Below are 23,429 nucleotides of genomic sequence, written 5' to 3' on the forward strand. Positions count from 1 at the left end.
ATTACGCCTAAGAATTTCTTTTGGGTTCAACAAGTATTTTAGTACCATCAACTTGCATAACCATTATTTCAGTTCCTTTTGGTATCCATTGTCCATTCGATACAGCACTATAGTCTCTAGAACCGATACGGATTGTACCAACCGGACGCATGTCATTTAATGTTATACCTTCTTGGTTTAGTAATGTTCGATACTCCTTATTAATGGAGTTATAGCCTGCTTCGCTTGTTAATTGATCTTTTAAGGTTATTTTATTCCACATATCTCTTCTTTTGAATACTTTTAAGAAAAATAGTGAGCCGCCTGCACCTAGTAAGACACCTAGAACAGCATATAATCCTGCCGCAAAATTCGGGGCTGGGAGTGCTACTGAAGCTAACATGCTTGCAGTACCAATTACAGCCAAAGTCCCATCATTTAATACTTTACCATCAATAATAATTAAAAGAATCCCAATAAAATAAATGATTAGCATAAGTATAAGAGAGTCTGTTTCCAAATATACTGAGAAATATACAGTAATAAATCCAATACCTAATAATGCAAATATACCACGCATATTTACTAGTACTTCACCAAGTAAAAATAATGTACCTAATCCTGTAATAACTAAAGCAATCCATTCTTGAGAAAATATTTCCATATTCTTCTCCCTCTCAATATGTTCTTTCTTTATATACGTATTATGATAATAATTGGTTTCAAATAAAGGAGTAATATGATGAAAAAGACGATTATTAATATTTTCATTATACTATTATTAGTCAGTATTTATAAAGATTTAACGCTTGGTACAGATATATCCCATAATATTAAAAGAGAGGATAACCCAACTGAAGGATTGGATAAACAGGCGTTTGATATATTGAAAGTAAAGATCGAAGCTGGGGATACTGTTTTAACCGTGATGGAGAAAATAAATCCGTCATTAAGTGATTTAAATATAGAACAAATTATGGAGGATTTCTCCTTGTTAAATCCAAATATTGACCCAAACCATTTGCAATCTAATCGATTTTATTTCTTCCCAAAATACAATTAAAAAAGAGGCCAGGTAAAATCCTGGCCTCCTTCATTTAAACAAATGGCAATATAAATAGTGTAATCAAGATCGAAATTGCTCCAGCTGCTATAGCGATGTTACCAAGAGTATTGGCATGGCGATTTCTGGCTATGAATCCTACAATAATCCCCGCACCACCGAGAAGTATAGGCGCCCAGAAGAAAGATGCGATAGATAAAGCTAATGCAATCCATCCTATGGAAGTGTTCGCACGTTCTCCATCATCTTCAATTGTCACATTTCTCCTGTAATCATCTGCCGTTAACTCAGCTGCAGTTTCCTCATCACGGCTACTAAAGATACCATCTGTGTGATGGGACATATAATAATCCTCTTCACCATGCTTTGGAGCTTTTTCAACATTATTATTTGTACGATTGTTATCGTCCATAATTGACCTCCTTCTAATATGATGAGGTGCATCTATAGTTTATGATTAATCGCAAATTCTATAATGTTACATTTTGCCATCCAATGAAATCAAGTACATTTTCAAGGAAACAAGTTGATAATAACCAAATGGAAGCATATAGTGAAAATCAAGAGGAGTTGTTGTTATGTCAATATTTATTAAGCAAATGATTATTAATAAGATGAGACAAATTACACCGGAAGATATATTAATTTATTCCCAAAAATACGGTTTTGTCATTAGTCAAGAACAAGCAATTGAAATATCAAATTATGTTCGTAGAAAGAAACTGAATCCTTTCGACAAAAGAGAACGGGAAAAAATGTTAAGGGATTTAAGTGAGATAACTGATCGAAACACTGCAATAAAAGCAAATAAACTATTTTATGAACTCATTAAATCGTATGGATTAGAACATCTGTTCAATTAAAAAGCTACCTCGAATTATCGAGGTAGCTTTTTAAATGCAATAACACGCTACTGATTCATAATTTTTTCTTGTAAATCTGCATCAAACTTTCCATTACGGATCATTTCAATTTCAAACTTATATGGTGGCTTCTTAGTTTTCTTATCTAATCCCACATAAGGCGTTTCTAATATCTTAGGCAACGTTGCTAATTGTGGATGATTAATTACATAATGTAAAGCTTCAAAACCAATATGGCCAAAGCCTATATTTTCATGACGGTCTTTGTGGGCCCCTTTTTCATTTTTAGAATCATTCACATGGACCACTTTAATTCTGTCCACACCAATAATTTTATCGAATTCTTCTAAAACCCCATCAAAATCATTTACTATGTCATAACCAGCATCATGAATATGGCAAGTATCTAAGCATACCGATAATTTCTCATTAAATGTAACTCCATCAATGATTTTTGCTATCTCATCAAATGTTCTTCCAATCTCAGAACCTTTTCCAGCCATTGTCTCTAATGCGATTTGTACATCTTTATCTTTATCCAATACCTCATTTAAACCTTCAATAATCTTCTTAATACCATCTTCAGGCCCAGCACCAACATGTGCTCCAGGATGAAGGACTATTTGCTTTGCACCAATTGCTTCCGTGCGTTCTATTTCAGTTCTTAAGAAGTTTACTCCCAGTTCAAAGGTTTCCGGTTTTGTCGTGTTTCCAATATTAATAATATATGGAGCATGAACAACTATATCTGCAATCCCATTTTCTGTCATATGTTTTAAGCCTTCTTCGATATTCAACTCTTCTATTGGTTTTCTACGCGTGTTTTGTGGAGCTCCTGTATATATCATAAATGTGTTTGCTCCATATGAAACCGCTTCTTCACTAGATGCTAAAAGCATTTTCTTCCCACTCATGGAAACATGTGATCCAATTTTCAACATTGTATTTCTCCCCCATTACCTCTTGTGGTTCTTTGATTTTTTGTTAAGTTTCCTCTTGATCGATTCTTGCTGTTGTTTCATTTTCTTTTTATAACCAGGTTTTACCTTTTTCGGTTTTCTAACTTGTTTCCAAGCCTCTTTTTCAACATCTGTTGTTGTTTTCAATCGCAGATTACGCTCATTCCACGACTTTGCATCTTTCCACTCGCCATTACGAACATCATAAAATATAAACTCAAGACCTTTTTGCTCTAGTTTTTCAATTAATTTCAGATCATCTTCTCTGTATAAACTAACCGCAGTACCTTCCATGCCTGCCCTAGCAGTTCGACCAACACGGTGTATATAAAATTCTTCTTCTTTTGGTAGTTGTGCATTTATAACGTGACTAACACCTTTTATATCGATTCCCCTTGATGCAAGATCTGTTGCAACAATATATTGGTATTTAAGACTTTGAATTTCTTTTAGTACTCGTTTCCTCTCTCTTGGAGGAAGTCCCCCATGGATAATGCCTACGTTTAATCCCTTATCCAGTAACTTTTCATGTAGAGTATTAGCATTTTCTTTACCATTTGTAAAAATAATAGCAAGGTAAGGATTAATGGCCTTGGAAATTTGGAAAATTATTTCATCTTCTTCTCGGTGTTTAACTGCTATTAAACGGTGTTCCATAGTTTCGGGTGATAGCTCATTCGCAATTTTTACATGTAATGGATTTTCCAGATATTTCTTAAAGAAGTGTTCTAAACGTTGCGGTATAGTAGCCGAAAATACCATTAGTTGGATATCCTTTTTGCAGCGTACTAAGAGCTGATCAACGTCATCAATAAAGCCTAAGTCAAGCATTAAGTCAGCTTCATCGATTACAAATGAATTAGCGGAGTATATAGAAAGAGCTTCATCTTTTACAAGATCCAATATTCGGCCTGGTGTTCCGACTACTATTTGTGGTGCTTCTTTTAGTTTATCAACCATTTTCTGCTTATCTGTTCCACCAACCAGTAACTTTGCACTCCAATCTTGTTCTTTTCCTGCAAGCTTTATTATCTTCTTTACTTCATCAAAAATTTGAGTCGCTAGTTCACGGGTTGGAGCTGTGATGACACTTTGAACTTGTTTCTCTTTCTCATTTAATTGTTCGAAGATAGGTAGTAAAAATGAATGTGTTTTTCCTGAACCTGTATGTGACTGGCCAATAACACTTTTCCCTTTTAGAATGGCAGGAATCACTTTTAATTGTATCTCTGTCGGTTGTTGGAAGTGTAATTTATCAATAACTTCTAATGTTGTTGGGTTAAATGTTAACGATTTAAATGTAGTATTCATTATACTGCTCCTTTTTTTGCCTTACGAGAGATCTATTTATATTGAAACGGATCGGTATTTACCTTAGACACAATTACTTCAATATTAGAGTCTTCCATCGAGCCATTTTGAATATATTGATCTAAATAATCTTTGGTTCCTGATTTCATTACCTGTTCTATATAATGCCCTGCATCGATAACAGAAATTCCCATTTCAATAGCTTCTTGTGCAAAGTGGAAACTCATATCGCCGGTTATATAAACATCAGCTTTTTTATTCCTAGCAGCAAAAAGGTATTTCTCTCCACTACCACCTAAAATGGCGACACGCTTTATTTTCTTAGATAAATTACCAGAAACTCTAAGATTGTCTACTCCTAATGATTTTTTCACATGATCTATAAACTTATCCAATGTAATTGGTTCATTTAGTGTACCTACACGCCCTAAACCAAGCTTGTCATCCACATTTTTTAACGGAAATATATCGTATGCAACTTCTTCATATGGATGTGCATTTTTGACTGCATGAAGAACATTGGCTAATATGGACTCCTTTACAATCGTTTCTACTTTAATTTCATTTACTCTTTCAAGTTCATTCTGTTTGCCAATAAAAGGATTAGCCTGGGTCAAGGGCATAAATGTTCCTGTACCTTTAGACTGGAATGTACAATGGCTATAATTACCTAGATGCCCCGCACCCTCTTTAGAAAGTGCATCCGTTACCGATTCCAAATGAGTTTCAGGAACATATACAGCAAATTTATAGATTGCTTCAGGGTCAGTTTCCACTAACACTCCCGTATTTTCTAAACCTAACAAATCTGCAAGCATATCATTCACGCCACCTGTTGCCATATCTAGGTTGGTATGAGCTGCATAGACCGTTATATTATGTTGAATCAACTTCTGAATAACTCTACCACGCCAATTATCCAAATTTAATTGGCTCAGAGGTTTAAACAGTAATGGATGATGAGCAACGATAAGGTCTACCTCATTTTCTATTGCTTCATCTACGACTGATTCTAGGACATCTAATGTGACCATTATCTTTTTTACCGGTTTATTGTAAGATCCAACTTGCAAACCGACATTGTCCCAATCATACGCTAGAGACTTAGGTGCCCACTTCTCCATTAATTTAAATATATCGGAATTAGTAGTGGTCATCTTCTAATACCTCCTCAATCCAACCCAATTGCTCTTGGAACTTACTGATTTTCTCACGGTCTTGATTCTTGGCATTCTGCATTTGACTTATTACCCTAATTAATTTTACTCGCTCTGATTCCCATTTTTTATAGAATAATTCATTCCTCTGCGCTAATAGCTTAGGTCCGAAAAGTTGCTCTTTTTCGCTTAGGGTGGTTGCATTGTTTACACGTATACCTACGATTATTTCATAGATATGTCCATTTTCTTCTAGGATTGATTCATCCTGAATGTTAAAATGATTCTCCATGAACCAATTACGAACATTTTTCTCATCCACATTGGGCTGTGTAATAATTAAATTTACGCTAGAAAGTTTGTCTTTTCCGTTCTCCAGAATAGTGCGTATTAAAGAACCACCCATGCCTGCAATTACAACTTGATTAACTTCATTTTGTTGTAGTACAGATAATCCATCACCTAATCTAGCCTCAACATACTCATTCAAATTGTATTTGTTAATCGTTTCCTGTGCACTAGACAAGGGACCGACATTTACTTCTCCAGCTATTGCAGTTGCTGTTGGATCTTGCTGACACACAAAACACGGAAGATAAGCGTGATCAGAACCAATATCTGCAAAATTTGCTCCTTTGGGAAGATATGATGCAACTAATAACAATCGATTCGACAGTTTAATATCCTCTGTCATATGTAACCTCCACAATAAAAAATATTTGGTTGTGACTTTAATTGACAAAGTATAAAAGAAAAGCTTTCTGTATTATAGCAGAAAGCTTCCCTCATCACTATTTATTTTTTCTCACTTAACCATTCAGAGATGACTGTAATTTCTTCTGGAGATAGTGTACCAGATTGCGCTGGCATACCACCATCTGTACCATTTGTAATGATATCTTTAATTTCATCTAACGACAATTCTGCACCAACAGTTGTTAATGCCGGACCAGCCCCACCAGAAAGATCGGAACCGTGACATCCTAAACAAGAAGCCTCGTAAATTGCTTCTGGGTCCTGTACAGCACCTTCTTCTTGTCCTGCATCAGGGTTAGCTATTTGTTCCCTTTGGTTAATTCCTACAAATGAAATAACAATTACTGCTAGTATCCCTACAATCGCAATTAGTGCAAAAGGGATTATTGGGTTTCGTTTCATTAGTATTTCCTCCTTATGTATCCCCGGAATATTATATATTCCACATAGCTATATCTATTCTATATGAAAAATCATTTAGTTAAAAGAAAAAAGATGTGAAAAGTTTACGAACAATATTAAGATAATAGCAAAAAAGCTAGAAACCATTAGATATCTATAGTTTAATTTACGACTTAATATATACCAACCAATGAAATTCATGACAAAAAAAATAATAGTAACGTATTGATTAATATGAAGCATATCGGTAAGATAATCTGTCGTAACTAGCAATAAGAATAAAAGCACGATGATAGAAATATGTATATAGTTACTTTCTTTTTTTCGAAAAAAATGAAAAGTCCAGAAAGCATAACTTATAAATAGAACTAATATACCCAGTTGCAAAATAGAATTAAATTGAGTAAAATAAACTACAAGAAATGAAAACGGTATCAACAACACTAATAATATTAATTGAATGTATTGATATACGGTATTTTTCTTTTTCTTAATAGTAGTTGATGACTCGTATTCTTCTCCTTTAGTATATAAAGCAAGTAAAAAGTCACACTGTGCCTGAGGAAGTAATTTATGTTCCTTCCAGTACTTTATTTCCTTTACGATGATTCGGGTACGATCATCCGCCATATTACCACCTCATTGTAGAGAGAGAGCTACTGATTTAGATGTAAAAAGAAAGGAAAGTCATTGCCCTATTGACCAATGACCAACCTAGTTTAATCTAAAAAGTCCTTTAATCGTTTGCTACGACTAGGGTGTCTTAATTTACGAAGTGCTTTTGCTTCAATTTGACGAATTCTTTCGCGTGTTACACCGAATACTTTGCCGACTTCTTCAAGCGTTCGAGTCCGTCCATCATCAAGACCAAAACGTAATCTAAGAACATTTTCTTCTCGATCTGTTAATGTATCTAACACATCTTCTAATTGTTCCTTTAATAATTCATATGCGGCATGGTCAGAAGGTGAAATAGCTTCTTGGTCTTCGATAAAATCACCTAAATGGGAATCATCTTCTTCACCAATAGGTGTTTCTAGTGAAACCGGCTCTTGTGCAATCTTTAATATTTCGCGTACCTTGTCAGGTGTCAGATCCATTTCCTCACCGATTTCTTCCGGTGTAGGTTCACGGCCCAAATCTTGAAGTAATTGTCTTTGTACACGGATTAGTTTATTAATCGTTTCCACCATATGAACTGGAATACGAATTGTTCTTGCTTGGTCTGCAATTGCTCGAGTTATTGCTTGACGAATCCACCAAGTTGCATAGGTACTAAATTTAAACCCTTTACGATAATCGAATTTTTCTACAGCCTTAATTAGACCCATATTACCTTCTTGGATTAAATCAAGAAATAGCATTCCTCTACCAACGTATCTCTTGGCAATGCTAACTACTAGTCTCAGGTTAGCTTCGGCAAGTCTTTTCTTTGCTTCTTCGTCACCATCTTCAATTCGAGTAGCAAGTTCAATTTCTTCGGTAGCAGATAGTAAGTCTACCCTACCGATTTCTTTTAGATACATCCTAACAGGGTCATTAATTTTTATCCCTAATGGTACACTTAGGTCATGCACATCAAATTCTTCTTCTTTTTCAATTTCTTTCATTTTAGGATCATCTTCTGATTCACCTATTACATCTACACCCTGTTCAGCTAGATTTTCATAAAATTCGTCCATTTGATCAGGTTCAATTACAAAACTTGATAGACGATCAGCAATTTCTTCATAGGCTAATACGCCCCGTTTCTTGCCAATCTCAACAAGCTGTTCTTTTGCTTGTTCTAAAGTTAACTCAGGCTCATTTTCTTTTGTTTGTGAAGGTTTATTTTCAGCCATGAGTCCCCCTCCTTCCATACTACTTGAATCAATTTTAATGTTTCACTTGTCTTTGTAATTCTATAATCTTTAATGCTATTTGAGCAGCTTTTATTGGATCTTTTTGCTGTTCAGCTAATCTCTGTTCAGCTTTTAATTGTTTTATGTCGACCCCTGTACTACCTTCAGCTCGGATAATATGGAGATAGTCATTAATTTCTTTATCACTAATTTCAGCCTGAGTAGGAACGAGTGCAAGTTGAATAACAAGTTTTCTCAGTTTATCATCAGTTATTCGATCGATAAACATACTTACATCTTCTGGATTATTTTCTTCATAATATCCATATAAATAAGTTGCAATAATCTTATGCTCATCTATATTAAATGAAGCTCCTAATTCCTCTTGTACTTTATCAGCAATCGTTCGGTTCTGAAGCATATAAGCTAATAACTTTCTCTCAGCATTATGGAAAGCTGGTAATAATTTTCCACTTGACTTTTGTCCCTTATTAGTATATCTGTCTTTTTCCCTCTTATCCTTTTCAGGGGCTGATTTTTCCCTATATTGCTCTATTTGTTCTAATAATGACTCTGCTGTAATATTATATTCAGCACTAAGCTCATTTACATAAAGTTCTCTTTCTACTGAACTTTCTATTTTTGCTAGTTCTTTTAATACTTCTTCTAGGTATTGAATACGGTCACTCTCAAGACTTACATTAAAATCCTTCTTTAAGTACCGCATATAGAAGCTCATGAATGTCTGTGAGGCACCAATTACTTCTCTTCTAAACGCCTCTCCACCATACTCTTTAATAAAACTATCTGGATCAAGGCCATCTTTCAAACTGGCTATCTTTACCTGACAGCCAACTTGCTGAAGTAATTTAGAAGCTTTATAAGTTGCCTCTATTCCAGCCCTATCACCGTCATAACAAAGAATAACTGTGTCAACATACCTTTTTAACAATTTTGCCTGCGTTTCAGTCAATGCTGTCCCCATGGTGGCGACGACATTCTCAACCCCCGCCTGGTATGCAGAGATAACATCCATATACCCTTCAAAGAGTACAGCTTCGCTTTTTTTTCTAATATGTTTTTTTGCTAAGTCAAAATTGTAAAGTAACTTACCTTTTTGAAAAAGGTCTGATTCTGGGCTATTTAAGTATTTTGGTTCTTGATTCTTCTCTAGTGCTCTGGCACCAAAAGCAACTGTTTTACCTAAATGATTTCGAATTGGGAAGATTACCCTTCCTCGAAATCTGTCTGATACAGTATCATTTTCCTGATTCATATTAAGTAAGCCGTATTTCACGAGCAATTGCTTATGGAAGCCTTTCTTCTCTAAGAAGGTTGCAATAAAATCCTTAGTGTTCGGGGCATAGCCAAGTTTAAATGTATCTATTGCTTCTTCCGTTATGCCTCTTTCAACAAGATAATCAAGTCCTATTTTCCCATCCTTAGTATAGCGAATGAGATGGTGATAAAGTTTAGTCAACCATTCTTGAGCTGAAAGAATTTGCTGATTCTCATTTGAAAGTGAGGATTCGGTTTTAATAGAATCTGTTGGCAGCTCTATTCCAGTACGATCAGCAAGATATTTAATGGCTTCGAAAAAAGTAAAACTTTCCATCTCCATCAAGAATGTAACAACATTTCCTCCCTTACCACATCCAAAGCAGTGAAAGATTTGCTTCTCTTGGGTAACAGAGAATGAAGGAGATTTTTCACCATGGAATGGACAAAGTCCAAAATAATTTCTTCCCTGTTTTTTTAATTGAACATATTCTCCTACAACATCTACAATGTCATTAGCCCCACGAACTTGTTCAATTATTTCTTCTGGTATTTGATTAGCCATTCATACCACCATACTTACGGAGTTTTGTACTAATAGATATTCGATATTCCCCCAATAAAATCCTTCATATTTCGACAAGTTTTTTGTGAAAGTCGAAAAAAATTCCTTCTATTACGTAAATCTCTTAGAAGGATATAGAAGTAATCATAATTATCAATATTGCTGCTAAAACAATCCTTGCATATTTGGACTAACTATATATTATTAAATAAAAATTAGTCTAATAATACTATTCTACAAAAAAATGCAGATTCCTTCTTTTAGATGAATGTTTTATTTTTCTGAATATCCAATAAACTATATCGATATTATTTTATACAATATCATCTATTTTTACACAAAAAATAATTATAATACATTTTACAGAAAAATACTATTAATAAATTCAAAATATGCTCGATTTACTAAAAATATTCCCTTAAAGCGGTATTAAAGGAGCATACCAAATGGTCATGCTCCTTAAAAAAATCATTTTATCATTTGTAGAATGACATTGGCAGTTTCTTCTACTGCTTTATTGGATACATCTACTACCCTACATCCAATTCTATCCACAATTTTATTAAAATAATCTATTTCCTGATGAATTCGCTTAATATTGGCATATGTTGCTTGATCTCCAAGTCCTAATGCCTTCAAACGTTCTTTTCGGATATCATTTAATTTCTCAGGTTTTATTCTTAGGCCAATGCACTTTGAAGGATCCACTTCAAATAACTCTTCTGGTGGTTCCACTTCCGGAACAATAGGTATATTGGCAACCTTTAAACGTTTATGTGCAAGAAATTGAGATAAAGGTGTTTTGGATGTCCTTGATACACCAAGCAAAATTATATCCGCCCGCGCAATTCCTCTTGGATCACGCCCATCATCATACTTAACCGCAAATTCAATTGCTTCCACTTTTTTAAAATAATCTTCGTCTAGTTTGTGTACTAAACCTGGCTCTAATCTTGGTTTTTTATTAAAGACACGTTCCATAGCATCCAACATTGGCCCCATAATATCAATTGCTTCAATATTTAATTCTGCTGCTTTTTCATTAAGATAATTACGAAGAACTGGCGCAACAAGAGTAAAACCGATGATTCCATTCTCTTCCTTTGCTCTGTTTAATGCCTCATCAATTGTCTTTTTATCCTCGACATACGGAACACGTTGAATGATATAATCCATACTAAATTGACTTAATCCTGCCTTCACAGCTAATTCAGCTGTTTCCCCAACAGAATCTGATAATATAAAAACTGGCTTCTTCGTACTCATTTCTATCATCATCCCCCTAAGGTTAGATATGATTATCTGTTATTAACTCCACAAAAACTTTTGTGATTGTTGTTTTAGTCACTCTGCCTATTACTTCTAATCCTTTAGGTGTATCTTTAACTACTGGTAATCCATCAATTTGTTTGTTAATTAAGTGCTTGGCTACATCAATCAACAAGTCCTCTTTACGACATACCGTAATATTAGGCATTCTCGTCATAATAATATGAACTGCTAGAGCATTTAAGTCTTGTTTTCCAATTGCAGCTCGCAATAAGTCCTTCCGTGAAACAACTCCTGTTAAACATGAATTGTCATCCACAATAAATAGCGTACCAACATCTTCTAAGAACATAGTAGATATTGCATCATATACAGATGAATTCTCTTGTACGACAATTGGAATAGACTGATACTCATACACCTTATATTTCTTAATTTTCTCTGTTAACAGTTCAGATCCTGTTTTACCTGTATAAAAATATCCTACACGTGGCCTAGCATCCAGAAATCCTGCCATTGTTAAAATAGCCAAATCAGGTCTTAAAGTTGCACGTGTTAAATGTAACTGGTCGGCTATATGTTCGCCAGTTATCGGACCATTATTTTTTACAATTTCTATTATTTTTTCTTGTCGATTGGATAATTCCACATTTTCACCACCCAACGGTCTAAAAGAGACATACTATTCATTAATATTATAGCCCATATAACTAAAAAGAGGAATTAGCAGATTCATTTCTAATTATGTTGCTTCCACTCGATTGCATTTAAATTAGCAAAACTATTTATTAGGATTGCAATTTGTTTTAATAATGCTAGTCTGTTGGTTCTAAGATTTTCATTATCAGTCATTACCATGTTATTTTCAAAGAAGGAATGGATAGGATTTGCAAGTTTTTCTAATTCTGCAAATGCTTCTTCTAGATTATTTTGATTTACAAACTCCTGGTATACCGAACTTACAGTTAGATAAGAAGAAAATAATTCTTTTTCGGTTTCTGTTTCAAAATAATCAGGATTTATTTCATTCTTCTCTGTCTTTTCAGCTAAATTTAAAACACGAACTAAAGCTTCTTGTATCGGTTTAAAAGAAGCATCATTTCTTTTAGTAGATAGAATACTTGCCTTTTTCATCATATCAGACATCTTTCCAATAGAACGGCTTGTAATTGCTTGAATAATATCCTGTTCAATTCCTTGCTCTCTTAAAAGAAAAGCAACTCTTTGTTGTATAAAGGTGTGCAGTTCTTGTTTCACAATATCAGAATCAAAATGCTCAAGTGCTTGAGACTGATATAGTTCAATTGTCATATTGAAAAGTTGCGCTACTGGAATCTCCCATTCTTTTTCATTGGCAATACGAAGAATACCTGTTGCTTGTCTACGTAAACCATATGGATCCTGAGAACCAGTAGGTTTTAATCCAACACCAATACAGCCCACAATCGTATCTAATTTATCTGCTACACTCACAATGGCACCAACCAATGTCTTTGGTAGATCTCCGCTAGCGCTTGTTGGTAGGTAATGTTCGCGGATTGCCACTGCTACAGTCTCATCTTCACCAAAAATACGAGCATATCTTTCCCCCATAATTCCTTGAAGTTCAGTAAATTCATTAACCATATTTGTTACTAAATCGAATTTACTTATCTGGGCTGCTCGAATAGCTTGCTCTTTTATTTCTGTATCAACTTTTAAAGCCTCTGCTAGTTGTTCAGATAGAGTAACAACACGATTAACTTTTTCGCCAATGGTACCTAGTTTCACTTGAAAAACAACGTTATTAAGTTTTTCCAAATAAAATGCAATTGAATTTTTTTGGTCTTCTTCATAGAAAAACTCACCGTCAGATAAACGTGCTCTTAATACTTTTTCATTACCTCTGACAACTGTCTCCAGTGCATTTGCATCACCATTGCGTACTGCTACGAAGTATGGGAGTAACATACCACTCTCTGATTTGACCGGGAAGTAACGTTGGTGCTCTTTCATTGAAGTAATTAATACCTCGTCAGGTAGTTCCAAGAAACTCTCTTCAAAAGTTCCAACAAATACAGTTGGATACTCCACAAGATTTCGAACTTCATCCAGTAAATCTCGATCAATTGGTACAATGAAGTTTCTTTCTTTTTCTAACTTTTTAATTCCTTCTTCAATCATTGATTCACGTAATTTTGAGTCAACGATAACATAGTTTTTCTCTAGTTGTTCCTTGTATTGTAAAGGATTAGTTAGAACAACTTCCCTACCAAGAAAGCGATGCCCATAGGTACTATTACTAGTTTGAACACCTGCTAATTCAAATGGAATAACTTCTTCATTATAAAGAGCAATTAACCAACGAATTGGTCTTGCATATCGCATGGTTTTCGTACCCCATCGCATATTCTTACCGAACTGAATCGATTCAATAATTTGTTTGAATTCTGGCAGAATAGATTCTGTTGGTTTTCCTTCAATTACTTTATTAACATATATATAAGTAGTACCTTTCACTTCTTTTGTGTAGATATCATCCACGGTTTTTCCTTGCCCTCTTGTAAAACCTTCTGCAGCTTTTGTCCAGTTTCCTTCATTGTCTTGTGCGATTTTTATCGCTGGACCTTTTGCTTCTTCTTCTACGGTAGCTTGTTTTTCCGCAATATTATGAATTAATACGGCTAATCTTCTTGGTGTTGAGAATGATTCAACTTTAGTAAAGGATATACGTGATTCATTTAGCCATTTTATTGTCTTTTCTTTTAATTGTTGTTCTGCTTGGTCGATAAAACGAGCAGGTAATTCCTCTAAACCTATTTCAAATAATACATTCTTAGTCATTATTTCTCCTCCTTTAGCATTGGATAACCTAAACGCTCACGCTCTTCCACATAAGCCTTGGCAATATTACGAGCTAAATTCCGGATTCGACCTATATAACCGGTACGTTCTGTAACAGAAATGACCCCTCTTGCGTCTAATAAGTTAAACGTATGTGAACACTTCAATACATAATCATAAGCTGGAAAAATTAAACCTTTTTCCATCGTCTTCCTTGCTTCTTCTTCATACATCGAAAATAGTTCAAATAACATATCCACATTAGATTCTTCAAATGTATATTTGGAGTGTTCGTATTCAGGTTGTTTAAAGATATCCTTTACAGTAAACCCTTCCGTCCATTCTAAATCAAATACATTTTCTTTATCTTGTATATAGGATGCAAGTCGCTCAATTCCATAAGTTAGTTCAACTGTTACTGGATTAGCTTCTAATCCACCAATTTGTTGAAAATAAGTAAACTGCGTAATTTCCATTCCATCAAGCCATACTTCCCAACCAAGTCCTGCAGCTCCAAGTGTAGGGTTTTCCCAGTTATCCTCTACAAATCGAATATCATGTTCTAATGGATTAATACCAAGAGCTTGAAGCGATTCCAGATAAAGCTCTTGAATATTATCTGGTGATGGTTTAATAATTACTTGGAATTGATGATGTTGATATAAACGATTTGGGTTTTCCCCGTAACGACCATCTGCAGGTCTACGTGACGGCTCAACATAGGCAACTCTCCATGGTTCTGGACCAAGACTTCTTAATAACGTCATCGGCGACATGGTTCCAGCACCTTTTTCAACATCATATGCTTGTACTAGAATACAATTTTGTTCTGACCAAAACTTCTGTAATGTTAATATCATATTTTGGATATTCATACATAAACCTCCGTTAATTTTTATAAGATTCCATTCTTGTATTCAAATCAAGAACTTGTTTCTTCTCCCTCTCGGGTATTCATCATTCACTAAACAATCTTGAAAGCAGAATAAAAACCCGTCCCTATGCCTATAAAAAGATTATAGACATAGGGACGGGTTTTAGTCCGCGGTTCCACCCTATTTGCTTTACCACCCTGTGATAAAGCCACTTTATTAAATATGCTCCAGAGTGCCATTCCTATCTGGCCATTTGTTCAGCTTTCACTATCCTGAACTCGCTTTTAGAAATGGTTGCAGAAAGTACTCTTCTCTCTCATCACATTATCTTTTAAATATGTAATAAATATGTATCATCTTACTTTATAAAGAAAGGAGTTGTCAACTTTTATATATCATTAAATTTTGCTATCTGATTAAGAAACTTCTTTGACTTCAAAAAATATCCACCATAACGATCATAATAAGCATCAAATAGGTTTCTTAATAACTGTCTATTTTCCTCTTTAACCGTCACATTACCAACTCGTTCCAAACCAACGGTTGAAAAAATAAATAATAGCTTCGTTACTGAATTTGGTAATAGAATGGCTTCTGGGTCTAAATACTTACACCTTGAACATAAAAGTCCCCCTTCTACCATTGAGAAGGAATAGGGTGCATTCTTTTCACCACAATTAGTACACTGGTGTACAGTCGGAGCAAATCCACCGGCTCTATAAAGCTTCATTTCATACATCATGATAGGAATGGAGACATCATCATGTTCAGAGATCCATTCAAAGGTTTTAATCAATTGTTCAAATATCTCAGGACTTGGAACTTTTTCATCTAACAACTTATCTGTTAGCTCAACCAAGTAAGCAGCATACGCTGTCTTCATAATATCTTCACGTATAACGCGATTAGATTCAATAATTTCTCCTTGCTGAATAGAACTTAATCCCTTCGAGAGATATACAAAAAATTGACCATAAATGAATGGCTGCGCAGTAGCAGCCATTCTACTTTTGGGCTTCTTAGCACCACGTGCAATAGCAGAAAACTTACCAATTCTTTTGCTAAATATTGTAACTAGTTTATGTGTTTCGCCATAATCTTTAGTTTTAATAATAATACCGTCTATTTTTTCTAGCATACGTATTCCCCTTTTTTACTGCATGCTACATATTGGAATCCACCGGTAGGTTCTCCAGATTAGTTGTAGAGCTTCCATCTAAGTCTAGCTCACTTGGATCACTTTCTAACTCTTTCATCAGTAAATAGGTCTCAATATTTCCTGTTTGACTAAATAGCTTCCATACTAAGTCGATCACAAGAAAACACACCTTTCTTTATACTTTTCTAGAAGTATCTTTTTGTAAGTTAGAACACTGATTGAAATCTTTCTTTAATCTGGATACACGTATTGCTCACTCGTAGCAACCAATGTTCCGGATACTATTATCGTTTCCACTATGCCGGAAAACAATTAGTTAAAAAATTTTCCAACTCTAATACTCATCTTCACGGAAGCCGTACTCAAGTAATTGACTTTGCTTGTTTCTCCAGTCTTTTTGGACCTTTACCCAAAGTTCTAAATATACTTTTGATCCAAGTAGTGCTTCTATATCTTTTCTTGCATCTTTACCAATATTTTTAAGCATGCTTCCTTGTTTTCCAATCAATATCCCTTTTTGAGATTTTCTTTCCGCAATAATGGCTGCTTGTATAAATATCGCATTAGATTCTCTTTTTTCAATGTTTTCGATTACAACAGCAATGGAGTGCGGAACCTCTTCTCGAGTCAAATGTAATACTTTTTCACGTATTAATTCACTAATAATAAATCGCTCTGGATGGTCAGTTACTTGATCTGCTGGATAGAACTGCGGCCCTTCTGGCAAGTGACTTTTTAATACATCTAATAAATGATTTACGTTATTTCCTTGTAATGCAGATATAGGAATGATTTCTTCAAAATCATACTTTTCATTGTAAAATTCTATTAAAGGCAATAGTTCATCTGGATGCACTTTATCTATCTTATTCACAACAAGAAAGACTGGACCCTTTACACGTTCTAGGCGATCAATAATAAATTGGTCACCTCGGCCATAACCTTCTTCTGCATTTATCATAAAAAGTATTGCATCTACTTCATTTAAAGTATTTTCGGCAATTTTAACCATAAAATCGCCTAAACGGTGTTTCGGTTTATGTATACCTGGTGTATCTATAAAAATGAATTGAGCATCATCTTGGGTTAGTACACCCTGAATTTTGTTTCTTGTAGTTTGTGGCTTATCACTCATGATGGCAATTTTTTGTCCGATTACTTTATTCATAAATGTTGATTTACCAACATTTGGTCTTCCAATAATGGTGATAAATCCGGATTTAAAGTTTGTGTCCATGTAGTTGTTCCTCCAGGAAGTTTAGATAGATTCTTTCTATGTTTGGTCTATTATACTACAAAATCTTTGTAGTTTCATGTTATCGACAAAAGCTTTAAAAAGATTGTATGGTTCGATAATTCTCTCCATACTGCATGGAAAATATTTACACGATAACCTTGAATAAGCCAAATTACTATTGTTTTTTTGTGTTCTACCGGGCATTTTAAAGAGACTGTGTGCATACGACTGTCAATTAATGAGTGTAGTATTAATATACCGCTCCGGCAGAATACTCCGCTTTCTGCGTGCGATGCATTGCTGCCGTAGCATTCCTTGTCCTGCGGGAGGATAGGCTCACCAGCCGCCCGCGGCAAGGTAGACACTGTGAGGTACTTTCGAACAGATGTCGCCCCTGTGCTGGCAGTAAAAGCGGAGTGTATTTCCGAAGCGGGTATGTTGCTCCCAAATAAAATTATTCATCGCATTGTTTCTATCAACAGTATAAATAACAACAAATTTAGAAAACATTCTCTAAGATTCTTTACTATAATTTGCCCTATCTGCATTTTTCAATGCTTTCTTAGTAAACCCTACAAAGAGATAGTGGGGGTTTAGAGGTTATAAAAAAACAAAAAAGTATAAGGAAAGTTCCTTATACATAACTGAGTTCTTTATTAAAAAACTTTTGGAAGAAAAATTATGATCCCTACAATTAATGCAGTTATAGCTGTCATAAACACTCCTGCAGCAGCTAGGTCTTTGATTTTTTTTGCTGCAGGGTGAATATCTGGTTGGACATAATTGATAATTTCCTCTATAGCTGTATTGAGAATTTCAGCTGTGATTACCATCCCAACAACGATAACCACAGCAATCCATTCTAGGTAGCTAATTTTATAGAGAAGCCCCATAATAGTGACTAATATAGTTGAAAGTAGATGTAATCGGAAATTCCGTTCAGATTTCACTACCTCTTTTAAGCCATTTATGGCATATGAAAATCCAATCGATTTCTTTTTACCTTCCAAGGTTAAATTCCCCTAATATTTCTTCTTGTTTTTGGAACATTTCTTTTTCATCTTGTTCTGTCATATGGTCATAACCAAGCAAATGAAGCAAACCATGCACTGCTAAAAAGCCTAATTCCCTTTCAAAAGAATGGTTATACTCCTCTGCTTGTTCTTTTGCTTTTTCAACAGAGATAATGATGTCTCCTAGAATAACTGGTATATCATCACCAACAATTTCAACTTCCCCTTCAGTCGTTTCTTCCAGTGCAAATGAAATTACATCAGTTGGTTTGTCTAAATTGCGATAGTCTCGATTTATTTCCTGAATCTCATTATTATTCACAAACGTAATGGACACTTCTGTATTTTCTGAGATATTTTCTTTTAGTGCAGTCAAATTAAGTAATCCCTCGATAAGTTCAAAATGGTTTTCTGGGACCGAATTTGTGTTATCTTGAAAATCTATTTCCACTATTTTGCCTCCTTATTTGGGTATTGAATTCTGGAGTGAAAGATTCCTTTTAATGCTTCACATATTGTTTTGTGGACAATTTTTACCTCTTTAATCGTAAGTGGACATTCATCTAACTGCCCATCCATTAATCGATCATTTACAATACTAGAAACAATTTCTTCTATTTTTTGTTCAGTTGGTTCCTTTAATGATCGAACGGCCGCTTCCACAGAATCACAAATTGAGATAATTGCTGCCTCTTTCGTTTGAGGTTTTGGACCTGGGTAACGGAAGTCCTCCTCTTGTACTGCATTATTATTTTCCTTTTCTTTATAATAAAAGTACTTTAATAAAGTTGTACCGTGATGTTGCATGGCAACATCTATTATTTCTTTTGGCATTTTATGCTTTCTTAACAGTTCTGCCCCATCATATGGATGTCTAATAATTATCTCAGCACTTTGTTCTGGCGAAATTACATCATGTGGGTTTTTTATTGATAATTGATTTTCAATAAAATAATGCGGTCTCACCGTCTTTCCAATGTCATGATAATAAGCTGCAACCCTAGCTAGTAGACCATTTGCACCAATCGCATCACAAGCTGTTTCACTTAAGTTTGCGACCATGATCGAATGATGGTAGGTTCCTGGTGCTTCTGTAAGGATTTTTTTTAGTAATGGCTGATTCGGGCTGGAAAGTTGTAATAACTTTATATCAGATAGTATACCTAGCCCAGTTTCAAAGAATGGTAGCAATCCAATTGTTAACACCGCTGATAAGAATGCTGATGCTACACCAAAGCCTGATAGAATAAGTACATCCCCAATTGAATATTTTTCAAAGGACAAGAATACAAATAATAGTATAGAAATAATATTAACGATAGACATCCCAATACCGGAACGAACGATAGATAAGCGATCTTTTACATTGACAAGAAATACAATAGCAGCAAATTGTGAGAAGAAGAAATAGACAATTGCTTCGACATTTAATGCACCTGGAATTTCCCCATTAAAGATAATTCCACCTAAAATAGCGTATAAGATAGCTAATACTATTGATAATCGTTCATTGATTAACTGTTTAACTAATAATACACCAGTAGCGACTGGTACGATGAAAAAGAATTGGTTGCTCTGAGTGGTGTAAATACTAATTATTTTCATTAGTGATACCACAAGAAAACTGATTAATAGAATGGACGCAATGGTACCTTTATCCAGCCCTTTTCTATTGTCGATTCGATTCATTTCATAAACAATAACAGAACCAACTAATAGTATAAATAACCCTAAACCAATGACAGGAAATACATTACGATCTTTATTAAGTAGTCCTACTAGTTGTAATTTTTCATAGATCTCGTTTGTTATTGTCTCCCCTTCTCGAACAATTATTTCTCCACCATTAATCATAACTGGTTCAACATTGCTCGCAGCAACCTTCCGAGCTTCTGCAGTTTTTTCGGAGTCATAAAAAGAATTTTCGACAAGCGCAAATTCCGTTAGCTCTTGAAACGCTTCAATTAACTTCTGTTCTATATTAGAATAGCGAATGTTTTCATGAACTCTCTCTACGGCACTATTCATGTTTTCTGTTCTTACACCGCGTTTAAACTCATCTTGTAAATACGAAATAACGACTTCTTTACCTTTTTCTCTCTCTTCTTTCGGAACATCTATAATTCTTAAAAAGACACTGTCTTCTACTTTCTCTGTAATACTATTGGATAATAATTCTTTCAATCTTTGAACCTTTTCTCGGTTCGTTAATTGTACTGGCACCCCTTCATTTTCATCCTCGATAAGTGATTCAGCCTCTAATTTATCAACCGCTGTAAAAATCTCGTTTATGTATCCAATTTGTTCTTCCGCAATATTGGTTGATATATCGAATCGATCTTCTACTGCTTGAACCGCTTCTCTTGTTTTACGGTCAGTTTCCTGCTCATTTTCTATTGTAATAGGAGATCGAATGGTCTCCCTTGAGGTTGTTAATGGTTCAATATCATATGTTTCCGTATATACATTATTAAATGTCAATATAAAGAAATACAGCCCTAACGCTATAACTGGAACCAGTATTCTAACCCATTTAGTTCGTAACTTTATCAAATAAGCAATCAAGTTTTTAAACGAGCTCATATTCTCCCCCCTTTAAGAATAGAACTAATATGTTATTACTCACAAAAATAAAGAAATAAGACCCAATAATATCCGGGTCTTCTATACCTATCAGGTCATGTTGCTTTTTTCATACGCATCAATAATTTTTTGAACAAGTGGATGTCTTACAACATCTGTCTGTGTTAGATAAATAAAGGAGATATCCTTTATAGATGTCAATAGTTTGTCGGCAATCTGTAACCCTGATTTAATTCCTTTTGGTAAGTCAATCTGTGTGATATCACCAGTAATAACCATTTTAGACCCAAAACCAAGACGCGTTAAGAACATTTTCATTTGCTCTGGCGTTGTATTTTGAGCTTCATCTAATATCACAAAAGCATCATCTAACGTTCTACCACGCATATATGCTAACGGAGCTATTTCAATGGTTTCTCTCTCTATCAACCTTAAAGTATGTTCAGCTCCTAAGACATCATTTAGCGCATCATAAAGTGGTCTTAAATATGGATCTACCTTCTCCTTTAAATCCCCAGGTAAGAACCCTAAACTTTCTCCCGCTTCAACAGCTGGTCTTGTTAAAATTATTCGTTTAACATGACCATTCTTTAGGGCTTGAACAGCCATCACTACTGCAAGATAGGTTTTTCCCGTTCCTGCAGGCCCTATACCAAAAACTAGATCATTCTTTTTAATAGCGGAAACATAGCTTTTTTGTCCGAGAGTTTTAATTCGTATTTCTTTTCCTTTAACATTCTTAGCAATTACATCTTCAAATAAAGTTTCAAATTGATTGATTTTACCATCTTTCGCCAGTTCAATTGCATAAACAATATCACGTTCAGCAATTGTAATTCCCTTCCGCACTACATGCAATAAGGTTAGTAACACATCTTGAACAATAGCTATATCACTATCTGTTCCAGAGACACTAACTCTTTCACCACGAGTAACAATAGAAACATTCAGCTTATCCTCTATATGTTTTAGGTATCTATCATTGTTTCCAAAAAGTGCAAGAGCCTCTTCTGGATTTGTTAATTCAATATCAATAGCGTTTAAATTTTCGGGCATATTCAATCTCCTTGACTTATTGGTTGTGCCTTAGCAATATTTTCTTCTACTGTTAAATATAAGTATAATTTAACTTTACCATTCTCTATGGATTCATGCAAAACTTTTTCCGAAGTGATTTTAGCATCCGGACCTAGCTGTAGCTGAAGTTCCTCCTTAGCTTGTTTAATACCTGCTTGTACCGCTTCTTCTTTACTACGTTCAAATTTTTGTATTTGTTTTTCACTTAGTGTGGTCTCAATAATATCAATTGGTAAATTCCATTTTAGGAATTTTATTGCTGATGTAGTACTATCTCGGTGAACGTCTTGATAATCTGGTGAACCAAATCCCCAAATTGGAAATTTAAAATCTTTGATACCTATGTAATATTTCTTTTCTTGTTGTCCTGTCAAAAGCTCATAATTTTGTTTAAGTGGTATGGTTACATCTATTTCATACCAAGTACTTGCAATAATCTCTCCTTCTGCAGGTACGACAATTTCTTTTCTTTTTTCTTTCTTATCATCATCTTCATTTTCTGTTACCTCATTTAGCGTTCCAGAAACCAGTATTTTCCCCGGTTCAACATAGTCATTTATTTCGACTTGAGGTACACCTTTTGATACATACATACGTTTTATAATACCCTTTTTAGTTGCTACAAGATTTCGTGGTCCTTCCACCTTATCCTCCTGAACAACAATCTTTTCAACACCTTCAAGTTGATAGGTTGTCCCTTTTTGACGGACACCAACCCAGAGTAACTCAGGTATATCATCTGTGAGCTTCTGTTGAATCTTAGCAGGAGGATCTATAGTAAAGATCCACGCACCTGCATGTATACCGTAAGCATTAAGCTGTGCTTCAATTTTCTCTTCAATTTCCTTTGGTAGTTCTCCTGTAATCTCGACCTTCCAAATAATATTGGACATAAATAGAATTAATAAAATACTCATGATAAATGAAAAAACAAATTCTTTTCTGCGAAAAAAACGACTAAACAAAAAGGGGTATCCCCGCCGTTGTTCAAATGTTATTTTATAGTTTTGCTCTCTCCTTATCGTTCTAATTTTTGGGATATCTGGTAGCTTAACATTACCACTACATGTTTTTCTACCTTCCCTTTTAATATTCCATACCGTTACTCCCCTATCCGTACACTCCTGAAAAAACATCTCAGGTCTAATTCCAGTTACAACTATTCGCACATACCCTTTAATAAACGACCCCTGTATCTGTTTCATTTCGACCTCCTGGT

Annotated in this window: 24 protein-coding genes and 1 other annotated feature; of the genes, 2 read left to right on the forward strand and 22 right to left on the reverse strand. The window is 34.7% G+C overall.

Annotated elements, in window-relative coordinates; translation table 11 throughout:
* Positions 1 to 7: 7 nt before the first annotated feature.
* Complete coding sequence (locus BN999_RS06605) at positions 8 to 643, reverse strand: NfeD family protein (protein ID WP_096270600.1); 636 nt, start codon at positions 641 to 643, stop codon at positions 8 to 10.
* 78 nt (positions 644 to 721) lie between these two features.
* Here BN999_RS06605 and BN999_RS06610 point away from each other — a divergent pair, with 78 nt between their 5' ends.
* A complete protein-coding gene (locus BN999_RS06610) occupies positions 722 to 1,042 on the forward strand; it encodes a hypothetical protein (protein WP_096270601.1) in 321 nt (106 codons plus the stop codon).
* Positions 1,043 to 1,076: 34 nt separating this feature from the next.
* Here the strand turns inward: BN999_RS06610 and BN999_RS06615 are convergent, their stop codons facing one another.
* The gene (locus BN999_RS06615) at positions 1,077 to 1,454 is read right to left on the reverse strand and encodes a DUF4190 domain-containing protein (RefSeq protein WP_096270602.1); all 378 of its coding nucleotides are present in this window, start codon (positions 1,452 to 1,454) and stop codon (positions 1,077 to 1,079) included.
* Positions 1,455 to 1,620: 166 nt separating this feature from the next.
* Here BN999_RS06615 and BN999_RS06620 point away from each other — a divergent pair, with 166 nt between their 5' ends.
* Entirely contained in the window at positions 1,621 to 1,905 is a 285-nt protein-coding gene (locus tag BN999_RS06620) for a DUF2624 domain-containing protein (RefSeq protein ID WP_096270603.1), read from the forward strand.
* A 47-nt stretch (positions 1,906 to 1,952) separates the two neighbouring features.
* Here the strand turns inward: BN999_RS06620 and BN999_RS06625 are convergent, their stop codons facing one another.
* The 20 genes from BN999_RS06625 to yqfD form a co-directional block, all read right to left on the reverse strand.
* Positions 1,953 to 2,846 (reverse strand): deoxyribonuclease IV, encoded by an 894-nt coding sequence (locus BN999_RS06625; protein ID WP_096270604.1) that lies wholly within the window; start codon positions 2,844 to 2,846, stop codon positions 1,953 to 1,955.
* A 15-nt stretch (positions 2,847 to 2,861) separates the two neighbouring features.
* Positions 2,862 to 4,175: a DEAD/DEAH box helicase gene (locus BN999_RS06630; RefSeq protein WP_096270605.1), complete on the reverse strand. Its 1,314-nt coding sequence runs from the start codon at positions 4,173 to 4,175 to the stop codon at positions 2,862 to 2,864.
* Positions 4,176 to 4,207: 32 nt separating this feature from the next.
* Entirely contained in the window at positions 4,208 to 5,332 is a 1,125-nt protein-coding gene (locus tag BN999_RS06635) for a Nif3-like dinuclear metal center hexameric protein (RefSeq protein ID WP_096270606.1), read from the reverse strand.
* Positions 5,319 to 6,026 (reverse strand): tRNA (adenine(22)-N(1))-methyltransferase, encoded by a 708-nt coding sequence (locus tag BN999_RS06640; RefSeq protein WP_096270607.1) that lies wholly within the window; start codon positions 6,024 to 6,026, stop codon positions 5,319 to 5,321. The genes BN999_RS06635 and BN999_RS06640 overlap by 14 nt, the downstream gene beginning before the upstream one ends.
* A 101-nt stretch (positions 6,027 to 6,127) precedes the next feature.
* On the reverse strand, positions 6,128 to 6,490 hold the full coding sequence (cccA, locus tag BN999_RS06645) for a cytochrome c550 (RefSeq protein ID WP_096270608.1): 363 nt from the start codon (positions 6,488 to 6,490) through the stop codon (positions 6,128 to 6,130).
* A 75-nt stretch (positions 6,491 to 6,565) separates the two neighbouring features.
* Entirely contained in the window at positions 6,566 to 7,120 is a 555-nt protein-coding gene (locus BN999_RS06650; protein ID WP_096270609.1) for a hypothetical protein, read from the reverse strand.
* A gap of 89 nt (positions 7,121 to 7,209) precedes the next feature.
* On the reverse strand, positions 7,210 to 8,331 hold the full coding sequence (rpoD, locus tag BN999_RS06655; protein WP_096270610.1) for an RNA polymerase sigma factor RpoD: 1,122 nt from the start codon (positions 8,329 to 8,331) through the stop codon (positions 7,210 to 7,212).
* Positions 8,332 to 8,365: 34 nt separating this feature from the next.
* Positions 8,366 to 10,174 carry a DNA primase gene (gene dnaG / locus BN999_RS06660; RefSeq protein WP_096270611.1) on the reverse strand — a complete coding sequence of 603 codons (1,809 nt, stop codon included), beginning with the start codon at positions 10,172 to 10,174 and terminating at the stop codon, positions 8,366 to 8,368.
* Positions 10,175 to 10,642: 468 nt separating this feature from the next.
* Positions 10,643 to 11,440, reverse strand: a complete 798-nt coding sequence (locus tag BN999_RS06665; protein ID WP_096270703.1) for a pyruvate, water dikinase regulatory protein — start codon at positions 11,438 to 11,440, stop codon at positions 10,643 to 10,645.
* 22 nt (positions 11,441 to 11,462) lie between these two features.
* A complete protein-coding gene (locus BN999_RS06670) occupies positions 11,463 to 12,092 on the reverse strand; it encodes a helix-turn-helix transcriptional regulator (RefSeq protein ID WP_096270612.1) in 630 nt (209 codons plus the stop codon).
* An 89-nt stretch (positions 12,093 to 12,181) separates the two neighbouring features.
* Positions 12,182 to 14,266 (reverse strand): glycine--tRNA ligase subunit beta, encoded by a 2,085-nt coding sequence (gene glyS / locus BN999_RS06675; RefSeq protein ID WP_096270613.1) that lies wholly within the window; start codon positions 14,264 to 14,266, stop codon positions 12,182 to 12,184.
* Positions 14,266 to 15,141: a glycine--tRNA ligase subunit alpha gene (gene glyQ / locus BN999_RS06680; RefSeq protein ID WP_096270614.1), complete on the reverse strand. Its 876-nt coding sequence runs from the start codon at positions 15,139 to 15,141 to the stop codon at positions 14,266 to 14,268. Before glyQ ends, glyS begins: the two co-directional genes overlap by 1 nt.
* Positions 15,142 to 15,289: 148 nt before the next feature.
* Positions 15,290 to 15,470, reverse strand: a binding site (T-box leader).
* Between the two features lie 59 nt (positions 15,471 to 15,529).
* Entirely contained in the window at positions 15,530 to 16,279 is a 750-nt protein-coding gene (gene recO / locus BN999_RS06685) for a DNA repair protein RecO (protein WP_096270615.1), read from the reverse strand.
* Between the two features lie 25 nt (positions 16,280 to 16,304).
* On the reverse strand, positions 16,305 to 16,457 hold the full coding sequence (locus tag BN999_RS06690; RefSeq protein WP_096270616.1) for a YqzL family protein: 153 nt from the start codon (positions 16,455 to 16,457) through the stop codon (positions 16,305 to 16,307).
* Positions 16,458 to 16,634: 177 nt separating this feature from the next.
* On the reverse strand, positions 16,635 to 17,537 hold the full coding sequence (gene era / locus BN999_RS06695) for a GTPase Era (RefSeq protein WP_096270617.1): 903 nt from the start codon (positions 17,535 to 17,537) through the stop codon (positions 16,635 to 16,637).
* Positions 17,538 to 18,193: 656 nt separating this feature from the next.
* Entirely contained in the window at positions 18,194 to 18,547 is a 354-nt protein-coding gene (locus BN999_RS06700) for a diacylglycerol kinase family protein (RefSeq protein ID WP_096270618.1), read from the reverse strand.
* Complete coding sequence (ybeY, locus tag BN999_RS06705; protein ID WP_096270619.1) at positions 18,537 to 19,001, reverse strand: rRNA maturation RNase YbeY; 465 nt, start codon at positions 18,999 to 19,001, stop codon at positions 18,537 to 18,539. The genes BN999_RS06700 and ybeY overlap by 11 nt, the downstream gene beginning before the upstream one ends.
* Positions 19,001 to 21,133: an HD family phosphohydrolase gene (locus BN999_RS06710; protein WP_096270620.1), complete on the reverse strand. Its 2,133-nt coding sequence runs from the start codon at positions 21,131 to 21,133 to the stop codon at positions 19,001 to 19,003. Before BN999_RS06710 ends, ybeY begins: the two co-directional genes overlap by 1 nt.
* Before the next feature lie 90 nt (positions 21,134 to 21,223).
* Entirely contained in the window at positions 21,224 to 22,189 is a 966-nt protein-coding gene (locus BN999_RS06715) for a PhoH family protein (protein ID WP_096270621.1), read from the reverse strand.
* 2 nt (positions 22,190 to 22,191) lie between these two features.
* On the reverse strand, positions 22,192 to 23,415 hold the full coding sequence (yqfD, locus tag BN999_RS06720) for a sporulation protein YqfD (protein ID WP_096270622.1): 1,224 nt from the start codon (positions 23,413 to 23,415) through the stop codon (positions 22,192 to 22,194).
* Positions 23,416 to 23,429 lie beyond the last annotated feature (14 nt).

This window comes from Paucisalibacillus globulus (assembly GCF_900184735.1).
Lineage (GTDB): Bacteria > Bacillota > Bacilli > Bacillales > Amphibacillaceae > Ornithinibacillus > Ornithinibacillus globulus_B.